We start from the raw sequence: 16,957 nt of genomic DNA, 5'->3' as shown, positions 1-16,957 counted from the left end.
CGGTGCCGCCATCGCGCCGCTTTCCGTTGCGCAGGGCGTGTTGCCGTCCTTGCTGGTCTTGTTGTTCGCGCCGGGCGGGGGGTTGCTCGTATGACGCCGCCGATCTTTGATGAGCTCGTTGGGCAGCCCGATGCGGTCGCCACGCTCTCTCGTGCGGTCGAAGCGGCCGATGCGATCGTGCGCGGCGAGGCGCCCGACGTCGCCGGGCAGCAGGCTATGACCCATGCGTGGTTGTTCACGGGGCCGCCGGGTTCTGGTCGTTCGGTCGCCGCGCGTACGTTCGCGGCCGCGCTGCAGTGTCCGAACGGCGGCTGCGGCACCTGTCAGGCCTGCCACACGGCGCTGACCGGGACCCATGCCGACGTGCGGTTCGTGGTGCCGGAGGGCCTGTCGATCGCCGTCGGCGAGATGCGTGCGCTGGTGCTGCGGGCCGCCAGCTCGCCCACTCAGGGGCGCTGGCAGGTGCTGCTGGTCGAGGACGCCGACCGCCTGACCGAGGCGGCCGGCAACGCGTTGCTGAAGGCGGTCGAGGAGCCGCCGGCGCGCACGGTGTTCCTGCTGTGTACGCCCAGCACCCACCCCGACGACATCTCGGTCACGATCCGTTCGAGGTGCCGGGTCGTACCGCTGCGCCAGCCGTCCGCCGATGCCATCGCCGCCGTCCTGCACCGTCGCGACGGCATCGACGAGCAGACCGCCGCGTGGGCGGCCGCCGCGTCGCAGGGGCACGTCGGTCGCGCCCGTCGCCTGGCCCGTGACCCGCAGGCGCGCAGCCGGCGGGATGCCGTGCTGGCGGTACCGCGGCGGCTGACCGGCATCGGCGCGGCCTTCGACGCCGCGAGCGCGTTCATCGAGGCGGCCGAGGCGGAGGCGGCCGCGTCGGTGGCCGAGACGGACGCCAAGGAGCGTTCGGCCCTGGAGACCGCTCTCGGCGCGGGCGGCACCGGCAAGGGCGCGGCGGGGGCGGTCCGCGGCTCGGCGGGCCAGCTGAAGGAGCTGGAGCGCCGCCAGAAGTCCCGCGCGACCCGGACGCAGCGCGACTCGATGGACCGCGCCCTGGTCGACCTGGCCGGCTTCTACCGCGACGTGATCGCCAACTCCTTCGGCGCGGACGTGGCCCCGGTCCACGGTGACGTCGACGAGCTGGCAACGGCCGCGGCGGAGAAGTGGACGCCGGAGAGCGCGCTGCGGCGGCTGGAGGCGGTCCTGGACTGCCGCGTCGCCATCGAGGCGAACGTGAAGCCGCGGATCGCGGTCGAGGCCATGATGCTCTCGCTCTGGCGCGGCTGATCCGCTTTTCGCGGGGTTATCCACAGGGGTGGATTTGGTCTTCCGTGCGGGTGTGGGGGTGTCGTACGGTCGGCCCGGGAGGTCGAATGGGGCGCGAGATCGACGAGGCTTGGATCGAGGAGGCGGTCGAGCGCTACCGCCGGATCGAGGCCCTGCAGGCCAAGTTCGACAAGGCGGTGAAGACCGTCGAGGTGACCGTTCGATCGGCCGACGGGCTGGTCGAGGTCCTGGTCACCGCCGACGGGACGATCCGCGACGTCCGCATCGACGGGCCGCTGCACAACCGGTCGGGCGAGGCCTTGTCGCGTTCGGTGCGCGAGGCGGTGACGGCGGCGGCGGACGCGGCGGCGTGGGCGCGCAAGAAGCTCCAGGCTGAGACCTTCGGCGACTACCGCGACCTTCCATGAACGCGGCCAGGAGCGCAATGCCGGCGATGAGCGGGCACTTCGGTTCGAGTGGCCGGTGGGTCTCGGGCAAGGGTGGCGTGTAGATGCGACTCGATGACCTCGCGCAGCGGATCGAGGCGGCCGGTGACGAGCTCGCCGGGGCCGGCGCCACCATCAACGTCATCGATCCCGGGGCTCGGGCGCTCGGGGGTGACTTCGACGGTGCGCTGGGGCAGACCGGGCGGGAGCTGCATCGGCTGCTCGCGATCGCGTTGAGTGCCCGGGCCCACGAAGCCGTTGTGCACGGTGGGCGGCTCTCCGAGACGGCGCATGCGCTGCGGCGGGCCGCCGACGGGTACCGCGGGGCCGAGGCAGACATCCAGGGGCGGCCGTGACTGACGCGCTGGATCGGCTCGCCGTTGTTGGCAATGACCTGTTCCGGCGGGTTGATGTGCTGCTCGCCGGGGGCGGGGTCGCGCCCGGGAGTCGGGCCGCCGAACTGCTTCGGCGCGTCGGTGGGCTGCCCGCTGACGTGCTCGAGTACGCGCTGCGGCTCGACGTCGCCGGGCTGGTCGCCGCCGCGGAAGAGCTTCGGGGCGTCGGGGATCGGTTCCGGGGGCTGCCCGGGACGGTCGCCGTCGGAGTCCGGGGGAGTGCCTGGGAGGGGAGCGGCGCCGAGGCGTTCGGGGTCGCCTGGGCGGCGTTGGCGCAGCACATCGGGGAAGGCGGCGACGAGCGCAGCATCGTCGGGCGGGTCGACGCCACCGCCGACTATCTCGGGGCCGTCGCCGGCTGGGCCCAAGGGTTTCGGCACGAGCTCGCCGAGGCCGTCGCCCGGGTCGTGCAGTCCGCCGAGGCCGTTGTCGTCGTCACGGTGAAGGACGGGGTCGAGGCCGTCGCGGCGGCGGGGCGGATTGCCGAGCGGGTGCTGCGTACCGCCGGTGAGGCGCTCGATGCCGCCGACGAGCTGCGGCGGCGGTACGAGGGGCGGCTCGGCGAGCTCGAATACCAGCCGCCCGAAGTCCCCCGCGGGACGGCGGTCATCGCCGGCGTCACGCGGGTGACGATGTAGAGGTGGCGATCAAGAATGGGGAACGCCAGGAACTGCGCGTACGAGCTCACCGGATCTGGATCGGGTCGTCGATGAGGTGCAGCTCCATCGGGCGGCCCGGCTCGAACCAGGGCGCGGACGGGGCGGCGTCCGGGCGGGCGTGCCAGCGGCGGCCGGTGTGCCGCGTGCCGATCGGGTAGATGGTGAGTGCGCCGTCGGCGTGGAAATGCAGGCGCAGGAAGCCTTTGTACCCGGTGATGCCCTGCCCCGCGAAGAGCTCGTTGACGTTCACGTCGAACTTCGCCGCGACGAGCAGGTACAACGCGAAGAGCTCGCCCGCGGCGACGGCTGACAGCGGGAGGTACAACACGATGGAGATGAGCAGGGGCAACGGCCAGGCCAGGTCCACGAACGGAAGGCTGAGCCAGCCCCAGGTGCCGAGCGTCGCCAGTCCGACGAAGGCCAGGCCGTGCACGAGGCCGAGCACCCAGTGCCGGGGCCTTCGCTGGCCGGCCGAGCGGGGCATCGCCAGCAGGCAGGTGCCGAGGAGGTCGAGGACCACCATGAGCACGGCCGGCACGGTGACCAGGCGCTGCTCCACGCCCGACACCACGCGGTCGGCGGCGTTGACGAACGCGAGCATCGTGAGCAGCTGCAGCATGCCGAGCAGGCCCAGGAACATGGGGTTGCGCCAGGGCAGGCGCCAGAAGACGCCCAGGGCCAGGCCACGCGACTGGGACTTGGTGGGGAACGTGCGCCGCAGGTCGTACGACTTCGAGGGGGTCGCGTTGCGGACCAGCGAGCGCACCGGCGGGACCGAGATCTTGTCGGGCAGCTCGTGGGTCGGGTAGAGGTACGCCCCGCCGCCGCCCGAGGTGATGAGCTCGCGGCCCGGCCGGGAGTAGCGCGCGTAGTGGTGCAGGTCGCCGGAGATCATCGCGCGGACGTCGGCGCCGGTGGGGGCGACGATGGTGCGGACGAAGTAGTCGAGGCTGTCGTAGGCCTTGCGGTCGTCGGTCGCCTCCACCCAGCTCGGCGACGGCGGGCAGATGATGACCTTGTCGCCGGGGCCGAGGCGGGCGGCGACCGAGCGGAAGTACCGCAGCTGCGGGTCGTCGATGTAGGCGCCCGCCTGCACGTCGAGCCCGAGCAGCCACCAGCGGTTCGGCAGCTCGATCGCGAAGTACGACCGCGACTGCCGGGTCCGCCAGCCGCCGACCGAGCCCTCGTCGCCGCGGACGAAGAGCCGGAGAAAAGCGGTGAGCCCGTCGTACCAGTCGTGGTTGCCCGGCACCGCGTACATCCTCGGCCGCGGGCCCTCCTCCGGCGGCTCCGGCAGCGCCGCGCGGAACGGGCCCTTGAAGCGGTCCTCGTACTGCTGCCCGCTCGCCGTCGGGTAGACCTGATCCCCGCCGAGGACCAGCACCTCGCCCCGCGGCAGCTCGTGGCCGTCGACCGTCAGGCTCGGCTGGGCCAGCAGGTACGCCACCGAGTAGGTCGCGTTGAAGCCGTCGCCGGTGTCGGCCGCGTAGTCCAGCCACAGCTCGCCGGTGTCGGGCCAGTCCGTCTCGTCGGTGACCTCGCCGGCGTAGTTCGCGCCCTCGCGCAGGATGCGTGCGGAGAGCGCGTCCTGCAGCTCGCGCTTGTCGAGGTACGCGCCGAAGAGGTCGGCCAGCAGCACCCGCACCGCCGTCCCGCTCAGCAGCACCGGGCTCAGCCAGGGCACCCCGCGCCGCGGCGTGAAGCCCGTCTGGTCCGGGTCCAGCGCGGTCGGCCGGCCGCCGGGCGCGGTCGGCGGGGCGTCGCCGTCCTCCTGGGGGATCGGCAGCAGCGGCTCGCCCGGGTCGGCGGACAGTTCCCCCGGTGCGGGCGGCATATCGTCGGGCATCACGCGCGGGACGTTACCGGGGCCGCGAGGGCGGGGAAACCCCTCGCGCAAGCGCCCGGGGCGTGCCGTACACTAGGGAACCGTTGCCGCCTTAGCTCAGTCGGCAGAGCGATTCACTCGTAATGAATAGGTCGACGGTTCGATTCCGTCAGGCGGCTCCGAAAAGGGCCCGGGAGGCAGCTCCCGGGCCCTTTCCACGTCTCCGGGCCCGCGAACGGTCAGGTTCGCGGCGCCCCGGCCGATGGGGACGGGGTGAAGTCGGGACGCCGGGATGCGTGGGGCCGTGGCCGCGGCGCTCAGCCGGGGTGCGCGCGAGGGCCGCAGCACCGCGGTGCCGCTCGTCGGCCCCGAACGGCCCGGCGGCGCGACGCTCGACGGCTTCGACGAGCTCATGCGCCGCAGCGTGCTGCGCGACGACCCGGTCGGGCGCATCGGCGACGAGTTCGCGGCGGTCCTGCAGGACATCCGCAGCGTTGCGCGGTCGCCCAGGCGGTGCTGCGCCTCGGCCAGATCCCGCACCTGGACACGGTGGCCGAGGGCGTGGAGAGCGAGGCCCAGGCCCGGGAGCTGACACTCCTGGGCTGCCACGAGGCCCAGGGATTCCATTTCGCCCGCCCGGTCACCGCGCTCGAGCTGCAGCGATGGCTCCCCGCAGGCGACCTGTCACGCTACGAGGCGGAGGTCTGGGGCCCGGAGGTGTGATACTGCACGGGCCATGCGTGCCGATCTTCGCCTCCGCCTCGGTGTGTCACTCGTCGTGGCCGTCGTGGCCGCGACCGCCGCGACGGCGCTCGCCGCACTGCCCGCCGCGATCCTGCTCATCGCCGCCGCCGCGCTGGCCGGCGCCCTGCTCGGCTGGCCCGGCGCGGTGTTCGGGCTCGCCCTGTTGGTCTTCGCCGACGGGGGCGCGGCCAAGGTCGCGGTCGGCCTCGCCGGGGCGCTGCCGTGGGTCGCGATGGAGGCGTGGCGGCGCTGGTCGGCCCGCGGCCGGCGGGTCCGCGCGGCGGCGGCCGCGGCCGAGCGGGAGCGGCTGCAGCGGGAGATGCACGACTCGCTGACCCAGACCCTGGAGATGGCCGCGATCCGCGATCCGGACCCGGCCGCCGCCGCCCTGCCCGACCTGGTCGCCGCGATCACCCAGGAGTGGTCGGCGCGGACCGGCATCGGGGTCATCCTGCACAGCGCCGGCCTCGACGCGGCGGGCGACGCGGCGCCCGAGGCCGGCATCGAGCTGTGCTGGATTTTGCGCGAGGCGCTGCGCAACGTCGCCACCCACGCCAAGGCCGAGACGGTGGCCGTGACGCTCGAGCGCGACGGCGACGGGATCACGCTGGAGGTTCGCGACGACGGCGCCGGGTTCGCCGAGGGGCCGCCGGGCGGTCGCGGCATCGCCGGGATGCGGGAGCGGGCCCGCGTGTGCGGCGGGCAGCTGACGGTCTGGTCGCGCCCGGGCGGTGGCACCCGGATCACCGCCACCGTGCCGGCCTCGATGGCCGTGGGGGCCGCTCAGCCCTCGTGGCGCGTCCGGCTGGGCGCGGCTTTGGCGGCTGCGGCGGTACCGCTGGCGCTGGTTGCTCTTCCGACCGCCCCCGGCGGCCTCACCTCGCCGCTGGTCGCCGACGACGGGCGCCTGCCCTTCGATCCGAACGCGACCGGCGGCCCGGCCACCGCGCGGGCCGCGGCCGAGGTCTCGCCCGGGCGCTCCGGCGCGACGGCCACCGGCAGCCCGGCCGCGGGCCCGTCGCGCACCCCGCCGGCCCGCCCGTCCGGGACGGTCACCAGCGGGGCCGCCGCGCCGCCGCCGCCCACCGCCGGGACGACCGTCGCCGAGCAGCGCACCTGCCGGGTCACGTACGTCAAGCGCAGCGAGTGGAGCCCGGGCTTCGTCGCCGACGTGACGGTCACCAACCTCACGGCCGCGCCGATGACGGGCTGGTCGCTGCGCTTCGACTACACGGCCGGGCAGAAGGTCACGAGCTACTGGAACGCGGTCGCCGCGCAGAACGGCGCCGCGGTCACCGCGCGCCCGACCGGGGACCAGCCGTCGCTGGCCGCCGGCGCGTCGCTGACCTTTGGCCTGCAGGGCGTGTGGCAGGGCAGCAACCCGAGCCCGGGCGCCTTCACGCTCAACGGATCGCCGTGTGGCTGAGCCAGTGCACGATCGCCTCGGTGCGGTTGTGGACCTGCAGCTTCAGGTAGATCTGGCTGACCCGGTTGCGGACCGTCTTCTCGGCCGGCGCCAGGCGTTCGGCGATGGCCGCGTTGGGCTGGCCGGCCGCGAGCGGCGTCCATGATGTCCAGCTCCCGGCGGGTCAGCGGCTGGCGCTGCGGCCCGTGCTCCGGCGTCCGGCGCTGCAACGGTTTCCGAAACTTATGAGCTCCGGGTCGGTCTAGCCGTGCCGCTCCTCGTAGGCCTGGCGCGATCCGCACACCGACGCGCGGCTGCAGGAGCACCGGGAGCCGTCGGCGTCCATGCGGACGATGACGGAGTCGCGGGGCACGCTGTGGCCGACCACGCGGCCCTCACCGTCCGGGGTGCTCACCCGCGCCCCGACCGCCGGGGCCGTCGCCTGGAAGGAGGCGTACAACGGGTGCTCGTACTTCAGGCAGCACATGAGCCGCCCGCAGGCGCCGGAGATCCGCAGCGGGTTGAGCGGCAGGTCCTGGTCCTTGGCCATGCGGATGGTGACGGGCTCGAAGTCGTTGAGGAACGTGGCGCAGCACAGGTCGCGCCCGCACGAGCCGATGCCGCCCTGGACGCGGGCCGAGTCGCGCGCCGAGAGCTGGCGCAGCTCGACCCGGCAGTGCAGCGTGGCGCCCAGATCCCGCACCAGGGAACGGAAATCCACCCGATGGGGTGCGGTGAAGTAGATGGTCGTCCGCGCGCCTTGCCCGCCCGCGGAGTCGAGCACGTGATCTACTGCGACGACCTTCATCGGCAGCTCGTGGTCGCGGATCAGCCGCTTCGCCGCGACCTTGGCCTCGGCCTTGCGCTTGCGCAGCAGCTCGTCGCGGCGCAGGTCGTCGTCGCCGGCCAGCGCCACCAGGCGCGGGAAGCCCTCGGTCTCCTCGGTGACCCACTGGGCGGCCCAGACGCACTCGGCCACCTCGGGCCCGTCGTCGGTCGGCACCAGCACGCGGTCGCCCACCTGGGGGCGCAGGTCACCGGGGTCGAAGTAGAACAGCCGCCCGTAGCGATTGAAGCTCACCGCGCACAGCATGCCCATGGCGCTCACAGTAACGCGGGTCACGCGGAGCGCCTACGGCTCGGTACGAGATGCCAGGAAGAGTAGGTAAAAGTCCGACTCGACACTTTTGAGGGACCACGTACCTACTTCGTAGCTTTCGTCAGCACTAGTGCGGATGAATCCGGAAAAATCGGCGTAAATCCGGCCGGAAAGGCCTCGTTGGGCGCAGCAGTGGCACGCCCCGACGGGCCTGCACTCGTACTCCCCGGTCTCGGAGGATCTCATCACCATGACGGCACCAGCAGCTTCCGCGCGCCCAAAACAGCCCGACTCATCGTCGCCCTCGCCGCCGCGGGGGTCCTCGGAGCAGCGAGCCCGGTCGCGTCAGCGGCACCCTCCTCGGCGGGCGCACCGGAGACCGCGACCGGCGTGGACAAGCTCGACGGCAAGACGGCCGCGAAGGCCACCGCCACCGGCGACATCGCCGGCTTCACGCTCCTGGCGGGCGGCCCGTCCGCGATCGGCGTGCGTGTCGTCAGCCCGCCGAGCCTGACGATGGCGGCCGGGGCCAAGAAGTCCGTCGACTACAACGGGCATCTACGCGAAGGCCTACTCGGTCCGCGTGAAGCTCATCGTGCGCACGAAGTGGAAGTCGGGCGGGTACGGCGACCAGTCCGACCAGACCACGATCCTGGACCTGGGCGTGTGCGCCCTGGAGGCGGCCGCGGCGTCCCCGTCGGCGGGCGGCGGCTACTACGGGGGCGCGGGCGGCCGCTCGCACGGCGGCTACGGCGGCGTGAGCGGCGACACCGGCGGCGTTTTTCGGGATGTGCGCGACCTGGGCCCACGGCTGCTCGCGTGCACCGGTGCGTCGTAGTGCCTGGTGCCGACCGGGCGAGTGAGCTGCACACGTCGGTCGCCGCTATCACGAAGGAGGCGTGGTCCCCTCCCCGACGGGTCCGTCGATCGAGGAGCTGAGCGGGAAGGCCGACGCCGGCGATGCCAACTCCACGCGCCGCCTGCTCCGGAGTGCCGGCGCGCGAGTTGTGGGCTGCAAAACAAAAATCCGCCTCTGGAACTCCAGAGACGGTGCGGTGGTGCGGGGGCTGGGCGGTTCTGCGCTATTGGGGGATCGGGCGTCTGCGGAGGATCGCGGCGAACTCGAGGGACGCGGAAGCCACCCGCTGGGCGCCGATTATGGCGTGCTCCCAGCTGCCGTTCATGCCCGTCGTGAACTCGATCTGCACGTCGCCGTCGTCGATCAGGAGGATCAGGTCGCCGTCGTCCTCTGTTATCACCGCGTTGATGGCTCGCAGGTCCAGGGACACGACCGGGCTCAGCTCTTCCTCGTCGTCCAGCATGTCGGGCCTCCAAAGGGCCTGCTCAGGGGGTGCGGCGACCGCGCGGCTCGCAGCGTGTGGACGGCCGCCGCACCCCGGTTCCGGGAGTGCGCGAGGCCTGACCGCCCAGCCCGGCCTCGCGCTACGCTAAATAATAGTGGCCGTTGGGCCATAAGGCCAGTATCAGTTGCGCCGATAGACCTTCGTATGGTCGCGAGCATGATCTCCCGGAGTTCCGGCCTGTCGCTGTATCGGCAGGTCGCGGACGCGATTCGGCAACAGATCATCAGCGGTGAACTGCCGCCGGGAAGTCTGCTGCCCTCGGAAAAATATCTCGCCGAGGAGCACGATGTCGGTCGCGACACCATCCGCGACGCGATGGCGCACCTGCGCAGCGAGGGTCTTGTCGAGAGCAAGCGCGGGTACCGCAGCCGCGTCCGCGCCGTCCAGCCGCGCGAACGCGTCTGGCTGCACGCCGGCGAGCTCGTGACCGCGCGCATGCCCACGCCGGCGGAGAAGAAGGAGTACAGCATGCAGGAAGGCGTGCCCGTACTCGTCGTCGGCGACAAGGCCTACCCCGCGGACCGCTACGAGTTCGGTCCCGCCGAGTAAAGGTGCCGCGCATCACGCGTAAATAGGTTGTAGTCGGCCGCCCATGATACCGATGCTTGTGGCAAGCAAGTATCAACACGGGGGAGCCGGAGCGCGTGTACGAGCACAGTGAGCACGCCGCCATCGGGCGGCAGGTCGGCCGGTTCATCCGGCTGTCCGAGCGGCTCTTCGCCACGCTCAAGTGGAACGAGGCCGGTCGCGGCCTCGAGCGCCCCGCGTACGTACTGCTGAGCCGGATCGCGGTCGACGGACCCTTCCGGTTGTCAGCCCTCGCCGCCGACGTCGCCCTCGACCTCTCCACCGTCAGCCGGCAGGTCGCGGCGCTGGAGAGTGCCGGCCTGATCGGCCGGTACCAGGACCCGCACGACCGGCGGGCCAGCCTGGTCGAGGTGACCGAGCTCGGCCGTGAGGTCTTCGCCGAGAACCGGGCCCGCTGGCTGGCCATCTGGGAGGACCTGCTCTCGGACTGGACGCCGCACCAGCGTGCGGAGTTCGCCGAGCTCTTCACCCGGCTGAACGAGTCGATCGCGGAACGCTTGCCGAACGCAGCGCCGTCTACCGAAAAGGACCCTCGATGACTACCGCGCCACCTGAGCAACAGACCCGGCCCACGCTCTCCCATCAGCAGATCCTGCTGCTGATGGGCGGCCTCATGACCGGGATGCTGCTCGCCGCGCTCGACCAGACGATCGTGGGCACCGCGCTGCCGACGATCGTCGGCGACCTCGGGGGCCTCGACCACTACTCGTGGGTCGTCACCGCTTACCTGCTGGCCTCCACCGCGTCGACGCCGCTGTACGGCAAGATCAGCGACCTCCTCGGCCGCCGCCCCGTGCTGCTGTTCGCGATCGCGACCTTCCTGGCGGGCTCGCTGCTGGCCGGCCTGTCGCAGAACATGACCCAGCTCATCGCGACCCGCGCCCTGCAGGGCATCGGCGCCGGCGGTCTCATGACGCTCGCGTTCACGATCGTCTCCGACGTCGTCGCGCCCCGCGAGCGGGCCCGTTACCAGGGCCTCTTCGGCGCCGTGTTCGGCATCTCCTCGGTCGCCGGGCCGCTCGTCGGCGGGTACTTCGCCGAGCACGACTGGCGCTGGATCTTCTACATCAACGTGCCGCTGGGCATCTTCGCCCTGTTCGTCTGCGCCCGCGTGCTGCGGCTCGTCCCGCACACCCGCCGCGAGCACCGCATCGACTACCTCGGCGCCGTGCTGATGGTCGCCGGCTCCAGCGCGCTGCTGCTGGCGCTGTCGCTGGGCGGCAGCGACGGCTACGCGTGGAACTCGGCCAAGATCCTCGGCCTGCTCGCCGCGTTCGTGGTGCTGGCCGCGCTGTTCGTGTTCGCCGAGGGCCGGGCCCAGGAGCCGATCCTCCCGCTGCGGCTGTTCAAGCGGGCCACGTTCTCGCTGGCCAACACGGCCACGTTCATCCTCGGCTTCGCGATGTTCGGCTCGATCATCTACGTGCCGCTGTACCTGCAGATCGTCAAGGGCGCCACCCCGACCCGCTCGGGCCTGCTCATGCTGCCGATGATGGCGGGCGTCATCGTGACGTCGATCGTGTCCGGCCGCGTGATCTCGAAGCTCGGTCGCTACAAGTGGTTCCCTGTCGCCGGTACCGTCGTCATGGGCTCCGGTCTGTTGCTCTTCACGACCCTCCAGGTCGACACGCCGCTGTGGCAGGCGTTCATCTACATGACCGTCATCGGCGTGGGCCTGGGCCTGGCGATGCAGCCGCTGATCCTGGCCGTGCAGAACGCGCTGGACCTGCGGGACATGGGCGCCGGTACCTCCGCCGCGACCTTCTTCCGCTCGCTCGGCGGCTCGGTCGGCGTCGCGGCGCTCGGCGCGGTCATGAACAGCAAGCTGAGCGGCGGCGGCGGTGGCGTCTCGATCAACGCGCCGGCCCAGGTGCGGGCGCTGCCCCCGGCCCAGCTGCAGATGGTCGAGCACCTCTTCGTGAACGCCCTGCACCCGGTGTTCCTGTCGGCCGCGATCGTCGCGCTGGTGGGCACCCTGATCACCGTGGCGCTGCCGGACCGGGCGCTGCAGGGCGGTGCGCCGGTGGAGACCGCCGAGGCCTCGGACATGGAAGCCAAAGTCGCCGCGTTTTAGGTAAATCGCGAAATGTCCGGACGTCGAACGGCGTCCGGACATTTTGTTACCCGTGGGTTTTCAATGTGGTGCACGACACATTAGCTTTGGCGTCATGCGCAGCACGATGATGAATACACCCCTCCTGATCTCCCGCATTCTGCAGCACGGCAGCTCCGTCCACGGCGACTCCGAGGTCGCGACCTGGACCGGGGAGGGCGCGCGGCGCACCAGCTACGCCGAGGTCGGCCGTCAGGCCGCGCGGCTGGCCCACGCGCTGCGCGGGCTCGGGGTCACCGGCGACGAGCGCGTCGGCACCCTGATGTGGAACAACGCCGAGCATCTGATCGCGTACCTCGCGGTGCCGAGCATGGGCGCCGTGCTGCACACGCTCAACCTGCGTCTGTTCCCCGAACAGCTCATCTACATCGCCAACCACGCCGAGGACCGCGTGGTGATCGTCGACTCGACGCTGATCCCGCTGCTGGCCGGCGTGCTGCCGCACCTGAGCACCATCCGGCACATCGTGGTGGTCGGCGGCGGCGACACGGCGAAGCTCGCCAAGGACGGCGTCGAGGTGCACGCCTGGGACGAGCTCCTCGCGGGCAAGCCGGAGACGTTCGAGTGGCCCGACGTGGACGAGAACGACGCGGCGGCGCTGTGCTACACCAGCGGTACCACCGGCAACCCCAAGGGCGTCGCGTACTCCCACCGCTCCATCTACCTCCACTCGATGGAGGTCTGCATGGCCGAGAGCTTCGGCCTCGGCCCGCAGGTGCGCGACCTGTGCATCGTGCCGATGTTCCACGCGATGGCCTGGGGCCTGCCCTACGCCGCGCTGATGAGCGGCGCCCAGCTCGTCATGCCCGACCGCTTCCTGCAGGCCGCCCCGCTGGCCCGGATGATCGAGGTCGAGAAGCCGACGTTCGCCGGCGCGGTGCCCACGATCTTCACCGATCTGCTGGCGTACCTCGACGCGAACCCGACCGACGTCTCCTCGCTCAAGGAGGTCGTCATCGGCGGCTCGGCCTGCCCGCCGGCCCTGATGCACGCGTACGCGGAGCGGTACGGCATCCAGGTCATCCACGCGTGGGGCATGACGGAGATGTCCCCGCTCGGCTCCATCGCCCGGGCGCCGTTCGGCGTCGAGGGCCCGGAGGCGTGGGCCTACCGGTACACCCAGGGCCGCATCCCGGCCGGTGTCCAGGGCCGGATCGTCGGTCCCGGCGGCGAGGCGATGCCGAGCGACGGCAAGGCGGTCGGCGAGCTGCAGGTGCGCGGGCCGTGGATCACCGCGCAGTACATCGGCGAGGACGGCCCGGACCCGGAGAAGTTCGAGGACGGCTGGCTGCGCACGGGCGACGTCGGCACGCTCACGCCCAACGGGTACCTCACCCTGACCGACCGCGCCAAGGACGTCATCAAGTCCGGCGGCGAGTGGATCAGCTCGGTCGACCTGGAGAACGCGCTGATGGCCCACCCGGCGGTGCTCGAGGCCTGCGTGGTCGGCGTGCCCGACGACAAGTGGGGCGAGCGGCCGCTCGCGACGGTCGTGCTCAAGGACGGCCAGAGCGCCGACGCCGAGACCCTGCGCGAGTTCCTGTCCGCGAAGGTGGCCCGGTGGCAGCTGCCGGAGCGGTGGTCGTTCATCGAGGCGGTGCCCAAGACGAGCGTCGGCAAGTTCGACAAGAAGCGGGTCCGTTCCGACTATGCGGGCGGCACCCTCGAGGTGGTACAGATCAACGGGTGACGCGCCCGGCCAAGATTGCATTGGTGATCACCGCCGCCCTGTCGGCCTGCGTGATCGCGCTGTGCGGCGTGGCCCTGGCACTGCGGGACTGGGTGCCGGGGCTCGCGGGCTGCCCCGACCCCACCCGGCCCGCCAAGACGTCCGTCTTCACGGAAAAGGCCAGGATCGAGCAGCAGTACCCCGAACTGAGGCCGATCCGTTCCGTGCACTGGCAGGAGCGCGAGGCCCGGGCCCGCAGCTGCCCCGAGATCGGCCCGATGGACTACGTGATGAACGGCTTCGTGCTCATCACGCCCGAGCGCGCGGCCGCCGCGCCCGACGGGCCGGCCGCGGCCGACCCCGAGGTGCCCGCGGACCTGCGCCCGTTCGCCCCGCCGGCGCCGCACTGGCTGGACGTCGGCGGTGGCCTGCTGCTCGACCGGGCGTCGGCGACCGTCTACTTCACGCGGATTTCTTCGCGGCCGTCTTCTTCGCCGGGGCCTTCTTGGCCGGCGTCGCCTTCTTCGCCGGGGCGGCCTTCTTCTTGATGGGCGTGGGCCCGGAGTCCTCGTCCGGCGCCTCCTCGCCCCGGGCGGCCCGGGCGCGCTCGACCGACGCGCGCAGGGCGGCCATGAGGTCCACCGCCGCCGCCGGGGCCTCCTCGGCCTCCTCCGGCTGCACGACCTCGCGGCCGGCCACCTTGGCGTCGATGACCTCCTGCAGCGCCTCGCGGTAGTTGTCGGTGTACGAGTTCGGGTCGAAGTCGGCCGCCATCGACTCGATGAGCGAGCCGGCCATCGCGAGCTCGGCCGGGCGGGCGGTCACGTCGTCGTCGAGGATGTCGAACTTGGCCGTGCGGATCTCGTCCGGCCACAGCATGGTGTTGAGCACCAGCACGTTGTCGCGCACGCGCAGGGTCGCGAGCTGCTCGCGCTGGCGCAGCGCCACCTTCACGATCGCGACGCGGTCGACGTTGGTGAGCGCGTCGCGCAGCAGGGCGTACGGCTTGGCCGCGGTCTGCTCCGGCTCGAGGTAGTAGGCCTTGTTGTACAGGATCGGGTCGACCTGCTCGGTCGGCACGAACTCCAGGACCTCGATCGCGCGGCTGCTGGTCAGCGGCAGCTCGGAGAAGTCGTCGTCGGTGAGGATCACCATCTCGCCGCCGCCGAGGTCGTAGCCCTTGGCGATGTCGTCGTAGGCGACCTCCTCGCCGTCGACCGAGCAGACCCGCTTGTACTTGATCCGCCCGCCGTCCTCCCGATGTACCTGGTGGAAGCGGATGTCCTTCTCCTCGGTCGCCGAGTAGAGGCGGACGGCGATCGAGACCAACCCGAAGGAGACCGCGCCCTTCCAGATCGCGCGCATGAAGATCCTTTCCCCGGCGGACCACGCAAACTTCAGCTTCCCATCGTTTTGACCTGGGCGCGAGCAACTCCTAGGCGAACTATCGTGTGGCTATGGCCGGCCCGCCCGCTCCGATGCTCGCCTCGCCCGGCGTGCTGCCGGCCGGGCCGGGCTGGGCGTTCGAGTTCAAGTGGGACGGCATCCGCGCCATCGCGGTCGTCCAGGCGGGCGTGACCAGGCTCTTCGCCCGCAGCGGGGCGGAGGTGACGGCCGCCTATCCCGAGCTCGCCGGCATCGGCCGGGACCTGTCCGACTCGGTGCTCGACGGCGAGGTGGTGGCCATGGACGAGGCCGGCCAGCCGTCGTTCCAGGTGCTCGCCGAGCGCATGCACGTGCGCGAGCCCAACCGCGCGGCGCGGCTGGCGGCGACGGTCCCGGTGACGTACCTCGTCTTCGACGCCCTGCGCGCGGAGGGGCAGGAGCTCGTCGGGCTGCCGTACCGCGGCCGCCGCGAACGCCTGGAGCGCCTGCCGCTCGGCCCCCGCGCGATGGTGCCCCCTTCCTTCGACGACGGCCCGGCGACCGTGGCCGCGAGCCGCGAGAACCGCCTCGAGGGCGTGGTGGCGAAGCGGGCCGAGTCGCTGTACCACCCGGGCGTGCGCACCTCCGACTGGATCAAGGTCAAGCTGGAGGAGAGCAGCGAGTTCGTGGTCGGCGGCTGGCGGCCGGGCAAGCGCGCCCTGGGCGCCCTGCTGGTCGGCGTGCCGGTGCCGGGCGGCCTCGCCTATCGCGGCCGGGTGGGCGGTGGCATCTCCGGCGCGGCCGAGCGGTCGCTGCTGTCGGCGCTCGAGCCGTTGTCGGCGACCCAAAATCCCTTCGGCGCATCGGTACCGCGGGAAGACGCTCGCGGCGCCGTCTGGGTCGACCCGCACCTGGTGGTGGAGGTCAAGTTCAGCCACCGCACGCGCGACGGCCGCCTGCGCTTCCCGCGCTTCCTGCGCATCCGCCCGGACCTCTCCGCCGAGGAGGTGACCGATGCCTGACCGCATCCCGGTGGAGGTCGACGGCCGCCGGCTGGAGATCTCCAACCTGGACAAGGTGTTGTACCCGCGCGCCGGCTTCACCAAGGGCGAGGTGCTCGACTACTACACCCGCATCGCGCCGACGATGCTGCCGCACCTGCGGGGCCGCCCCCTCACCCGCACCCGCTACCCGAACGGCGTCGAGGGCGCCGGCTTCTTCGAGAAGAACGCGCCGGCCGGGACGCCGGAGTGGGTGCGGACGGTACCGCTGCCGGTCCCCGGCTCCTCCAAGGGCCGCGAGAAGATCGACTTCATCCTGGTGGACGAGCTGGCGACGGTCGTGTGGCTGGCCAACCTGGCGGCGCTGGAGCTGCACACTCCCCAGTGGCGCGTCGACGCCGAGGGCCGCGCGCTCGACCCCGACCAGCTGGTCGTGGACCTCGACCCGGGCCCGCCGGCGGGGCTGCCGGAGTGCTACGAGGTGGCCCTGATCCTGCGCGAGCGCCTGGCCGCCGACGGCCTCGAGGGCGCGGCGAAGACCTCCGGCAAGAAGGGCATGCAGCTGGTCGTCCCGCTCTCCGGCGCCGAGACGGCCGACGAGGTCAGCGGCTACGCGAAGGAGGTCGCCGAGGAGCTGGCGCGCGCCCACCCGAAGCTGATCGTGGCGAAAATGGCGAAACAGCTCCGGCCGGGCAAGATCTTCATCGACTGGAGCCAGAACAACGCGTTCAAGACGACGGTCGCGCCGTACTCGCTGCGCGCCGGCCCGTCCCCGACGGTGAGCGCCCCGCTGACGTGGGAAGAGGTCGAGACCGGCGAGCTGACCGCGGCCGACCTGACCCCGGCGGCCGTGCTGGAGCGCGTCTCAACACGCGGCGACCTGCTGCGGCGCGGGTCGTGAACCGATAAGTCGGGCGCCGCGCGGGTCGTGAACCGATAAGTCGGGCGCCGCGCGGGTCGTGAACCGATAAGTCGGGCGCCGCGCGGGTCGTGAACCGATAAGTCGGGCGCCGCG

General features: G+C 72.0%; 17 protein-coding genes, 1 tRNA gene and 2 pseudogenes. 15 read left to right on the top strand and 5 right to left on the bottom strand.

From position 1 onward, the window contains the following. Nucleotides 1-90 precede the first annotated feature (90 nt). The 4 genes from AB0B76_RS30855 to AB0B76_RS30840 all read left to right on the top strand — a co-directional run bounded on the left by AB0B76_RS30855 (nt 91) and on the right by AB0B76_RS30840 (nt 2,748). On the top strand, nt 91-1,290 hold the full coding sequence (locus tag AB0B76_RS30855; protein WP_360382057.1) for a DNA polymerase III subunit delta': 1,200 nt from the start codon (nt 91-93) through the stop codon (nt 1,288-1,290). A gap of 86 nt (nt 1,291-1,376) precedes the next feature. Next, nucleotides 1,377-1,697: a YbaB/EbfC family nucleoid-associated protein gene (locus AB0B76_RS30850; RefSeq protein WP_360382056.1), complete on the top strand. Its 321-nt coding sequence runs from the start codon at nt 1,377-1,379 to the stop codon at nt 1,695-1,697. Between the two features lie 83 nt (nt 1,698-1,780). Beyond that, nucleotides 1,781-2,071 (top strand): hypothetical protein, encoded by a 291-nt coding sequence (locus AB0B76_RS30845; RefSeq protein WP_360382054.1) that lies wholly within the window; start codon nt 1,781-1,783, stop codon nt 2,069-2,071. Further along, a complete protein-coding gene (locus tag AB0B76_RS30840; RefSeq protein ID WP_360382053.1) occupies nt 2,068-2,748 on the top strand; it encodes a hypothetical protein in 681 nt (226 codons plus the stop codon). Before AB0B76_RS30845 ends, AB0B76_RS30840 begins: the two co-directional genes overlap by 4 nt. 46 nt (nt 2,749-2,794) lie before the next feature. Here the strand turns inward: AB0B76_RS30840 and AB0B76_RS30835 are convergent, their stop codons facing one another. Continuing rightward, on the bottom strand, nt 2,795-4,615 hold the full coding sequence (locus AB0B76_RS30835; protein WP_360382207.1) for a metallophosphoesterase: 1,821 nt from the start codon (nt 4,613-4,615) through the stop codon (nt 2,795-2,797). Nucleotides 4,616-4,700: 85 nt separating this feature from the next. On the opposite strand from AB0B76_RS30835, the gene AB0B76_RS30830 reads away from it, so the two are divergent. From AB0B76_RS30830 to AB0B76_RS30820, 3 genes are all read left to right on the top strand, one after another. Beyond that, nucleotides 4,701-4,773 (top strand) — tRNA-Thr (locus AB0B76_RS30830). Between the two features lie 94 nt (nt 4,774-4,867). Continuing rightward, on the top strand, nt 4,868-5,317 hold the full coding sequence (locus AB0B76_RS30825; RefSeq protein WP_360382052.1) for an EAL domain-containing protein: 450 nt from the start codon (nt 4,868-4,870) through the stop codon (nt 5,315-5,317). A gap of 13 nt (nt 5,318-5,330) precedes the next feature. Beyond that, the gene (locus AB0B76_RS30820; protein ID WP_360382051.1) at nt 5,331-6,764 is read left to right on the top strand and encodes a cellulose binding domain-containing protein; all 1,434 of its coding nucleotides are present in this window, start codon (nt 5,331-5,333) and stop codon (nt 6,762-6,764) included. Here AB0B76_RS30820 and AB0B76_RS30815 read toward each other — a convergent pair. Continuing rightward, nucleotides 6,742-6,885, bottom strand: a pseudogene (locus AB0B76_RS30815) (LuxR C-terminal-related transcriptional regulator); the annotation flags it as partial. The gene AB0B76_RS30820 and the pseudogene AB0B76_RS30815 sit on opposite strands and share 23 nt — an antisense overlap. Nucleotides 6,886-7,005: 120 nt before the next feature. Continuing rightward, complete coding sequence (ricT, locus tag AB0B76_RS30810; protein ID WP_360382050.1) at nt 7,006-7,842, bottom strand: regulatory iron-sulfur-containing complex subunit RicT; 837 nt, start codon at nt 7,840-7,842, stop codon at nt 7,006-7,008. A gap of 583 nt (nt 7,843-8,425) precedes the next feature. Between ricT and AB0B76_RS30805 the strand changes: the two genes are divergently transcribed. Beyond that, nucleotides 8,426-8,680: a hypothetical protein gene (locus tag AB0B76_RS30805; RefSeq protein ID WP_360382049.1), complete on the top strand. Its 255-nt coding sequence runs from the start codon at nt 8,426-8,428 to the stop codon at nt 8,678-8,680. Nucleotides 8,681-8,924: 244 nt separating this feature from the next. On the opposite strand, the gene AB0B76_RS30800 is transcribed toward AB0B76_RS30805, so the two are convergent. Beyond that, nucleotides 8,925-9,164, bottom strand: coding sequence for a hypothetical protein (locus AB0B76_RS30800; RefSeq protein WP_360382048.1), 240 nt, complete (start codon nt 9,162-9,164; stop codon nt 8,925-8,927). A gap of 186 nt (nt 9,165-9,350) precedes the next feature. Between AB0B76_RS30800 and AB0B76_RS30795 the strand changes: the two genes are divergently transcribed. From AB0B76_RS30795 to AB0B76_RS30775, 5 genes are all read left to right on the top strand, one after another. Further along, nucleotides 9,351-9,755, top strand: a complete 405-nt coding sequence (locus AB0B76_RS30795; protein WP_360382047.1) for a winged helix-turn-helix domain-containing protein — start codon at nt 9,351-9,353, stop codon at nt 9,753-9,755. Nucleotides 9,756-9,811: 56 nt separating this feature from the next. Beyond that, on the top strand, nt 9,812-10,333 hold the full coding sequence (locus AB0B76_RS30790) for a MarR family winged helix-turn-helix transcriptional regulator (protein ID WP_360382046.1): 522 nt from the start codon (nt 9,812-9,814) through the stop codon (nt 10,331-10,333). Continuing rightward, on the top strand, nt 10,330-11,868 hold the full coding sequence (locus AB0B76_RS30785; RefSeq protein ID WP_360382044.1) for an MDR family MFS transporter: 1,539 nt from the start codon (nt 10,330-10,332) through the stop codon (nt 11,866-11,868). The genes AB0B76_RS30790 and AB0B76_RS30785 overlap by 4 nt, the downstream gene beginning before the upstream one ends. A gap of 94 nt (nt 11,869-11,962) precedes the next feature. Then, nucleotides 11,963-13,597 (top strand): long-chain fatty acid--CoA ligase, encoded by a 1,635-nt coding sequence (locus AB0B76_RS30780; RefSeq protein WP_360382042.1) that lies wholly within the window; start codon nt 11,963-11,965, stop codon nt 13,595-13,597. After that, nucleotides 13,594-14,124, top strand: coding sequence for a hypothetical protein (locus tag AB0B76_RS30775; RefSeq protein ID WP_360382040.1), 531 nt, complete (start codon nt 13,594-13,596; stop codon nt 14,122-14,124). The genes AB0B76_RS30780 and AB0B76_RS30775 overlap by 4 nt, the downstream gene beginning before the upstream one ends. Here the strand turns inward: AB0B76_RS30775 and AB0B76_RS30770 are convergent. Beyond that, nucleotides 14,042-14,941: pseudogene (locus AB0B76_RS30770) on the bottom strand (Ku protein); the annotation flags it as partial. The gene AB0B76_RS30775 and the pseudogene AB0B76_RS30770 overlap by 83 nt on opposite strands. A 92-nt stretch (nt 14,942-15,033) precedes the next feature. Here AB0B76_RS30770 and ligD (AB0B76_RS30765) point away from each other — a divergent pair. Together ligD (AB0B76_RS30765) and ligD (AB0B76_RS30760) are read left to right on the top strand one after the other, a co-directional pair. Then, on the top strand, nt 15,034-15,963 hold the full coding sequence (ligD, locus tag AB0B76_RS30765; RefSeq protein ID WP_360382038.1) for a non-homologous end-joining DNA ligase: 930 nt from the start codon (nt 15,034-15,036) through the stop codon (nt 15,961-15,963). Beyond that, a complete protein-coding gene (gene ligD / locus AB0B76_RS30760) occupies nt 15,956-16,843 on the top strand; it encodes a non-homologous end-joining DNA ligase (protein WP_360382036.1) in 888 nt (295 codons plus the stop codon). The genes ligD (AB0B76_RS30765) and ligD (AB0B76_RS30760) overlap by 8 nt, the downstream gene beginning before the upstream one ends. Nucleotides 16,844-16,957: the final 114 nt, after the last annotated feature.

The organism is Dactylosporangium sp. NPDC049140 (assembly GCF_040648435.1).
Note: the sequence above shows the minus strand (reverse complement) of the source record. Positions and strands in the feature narration are given on the sequence as shown.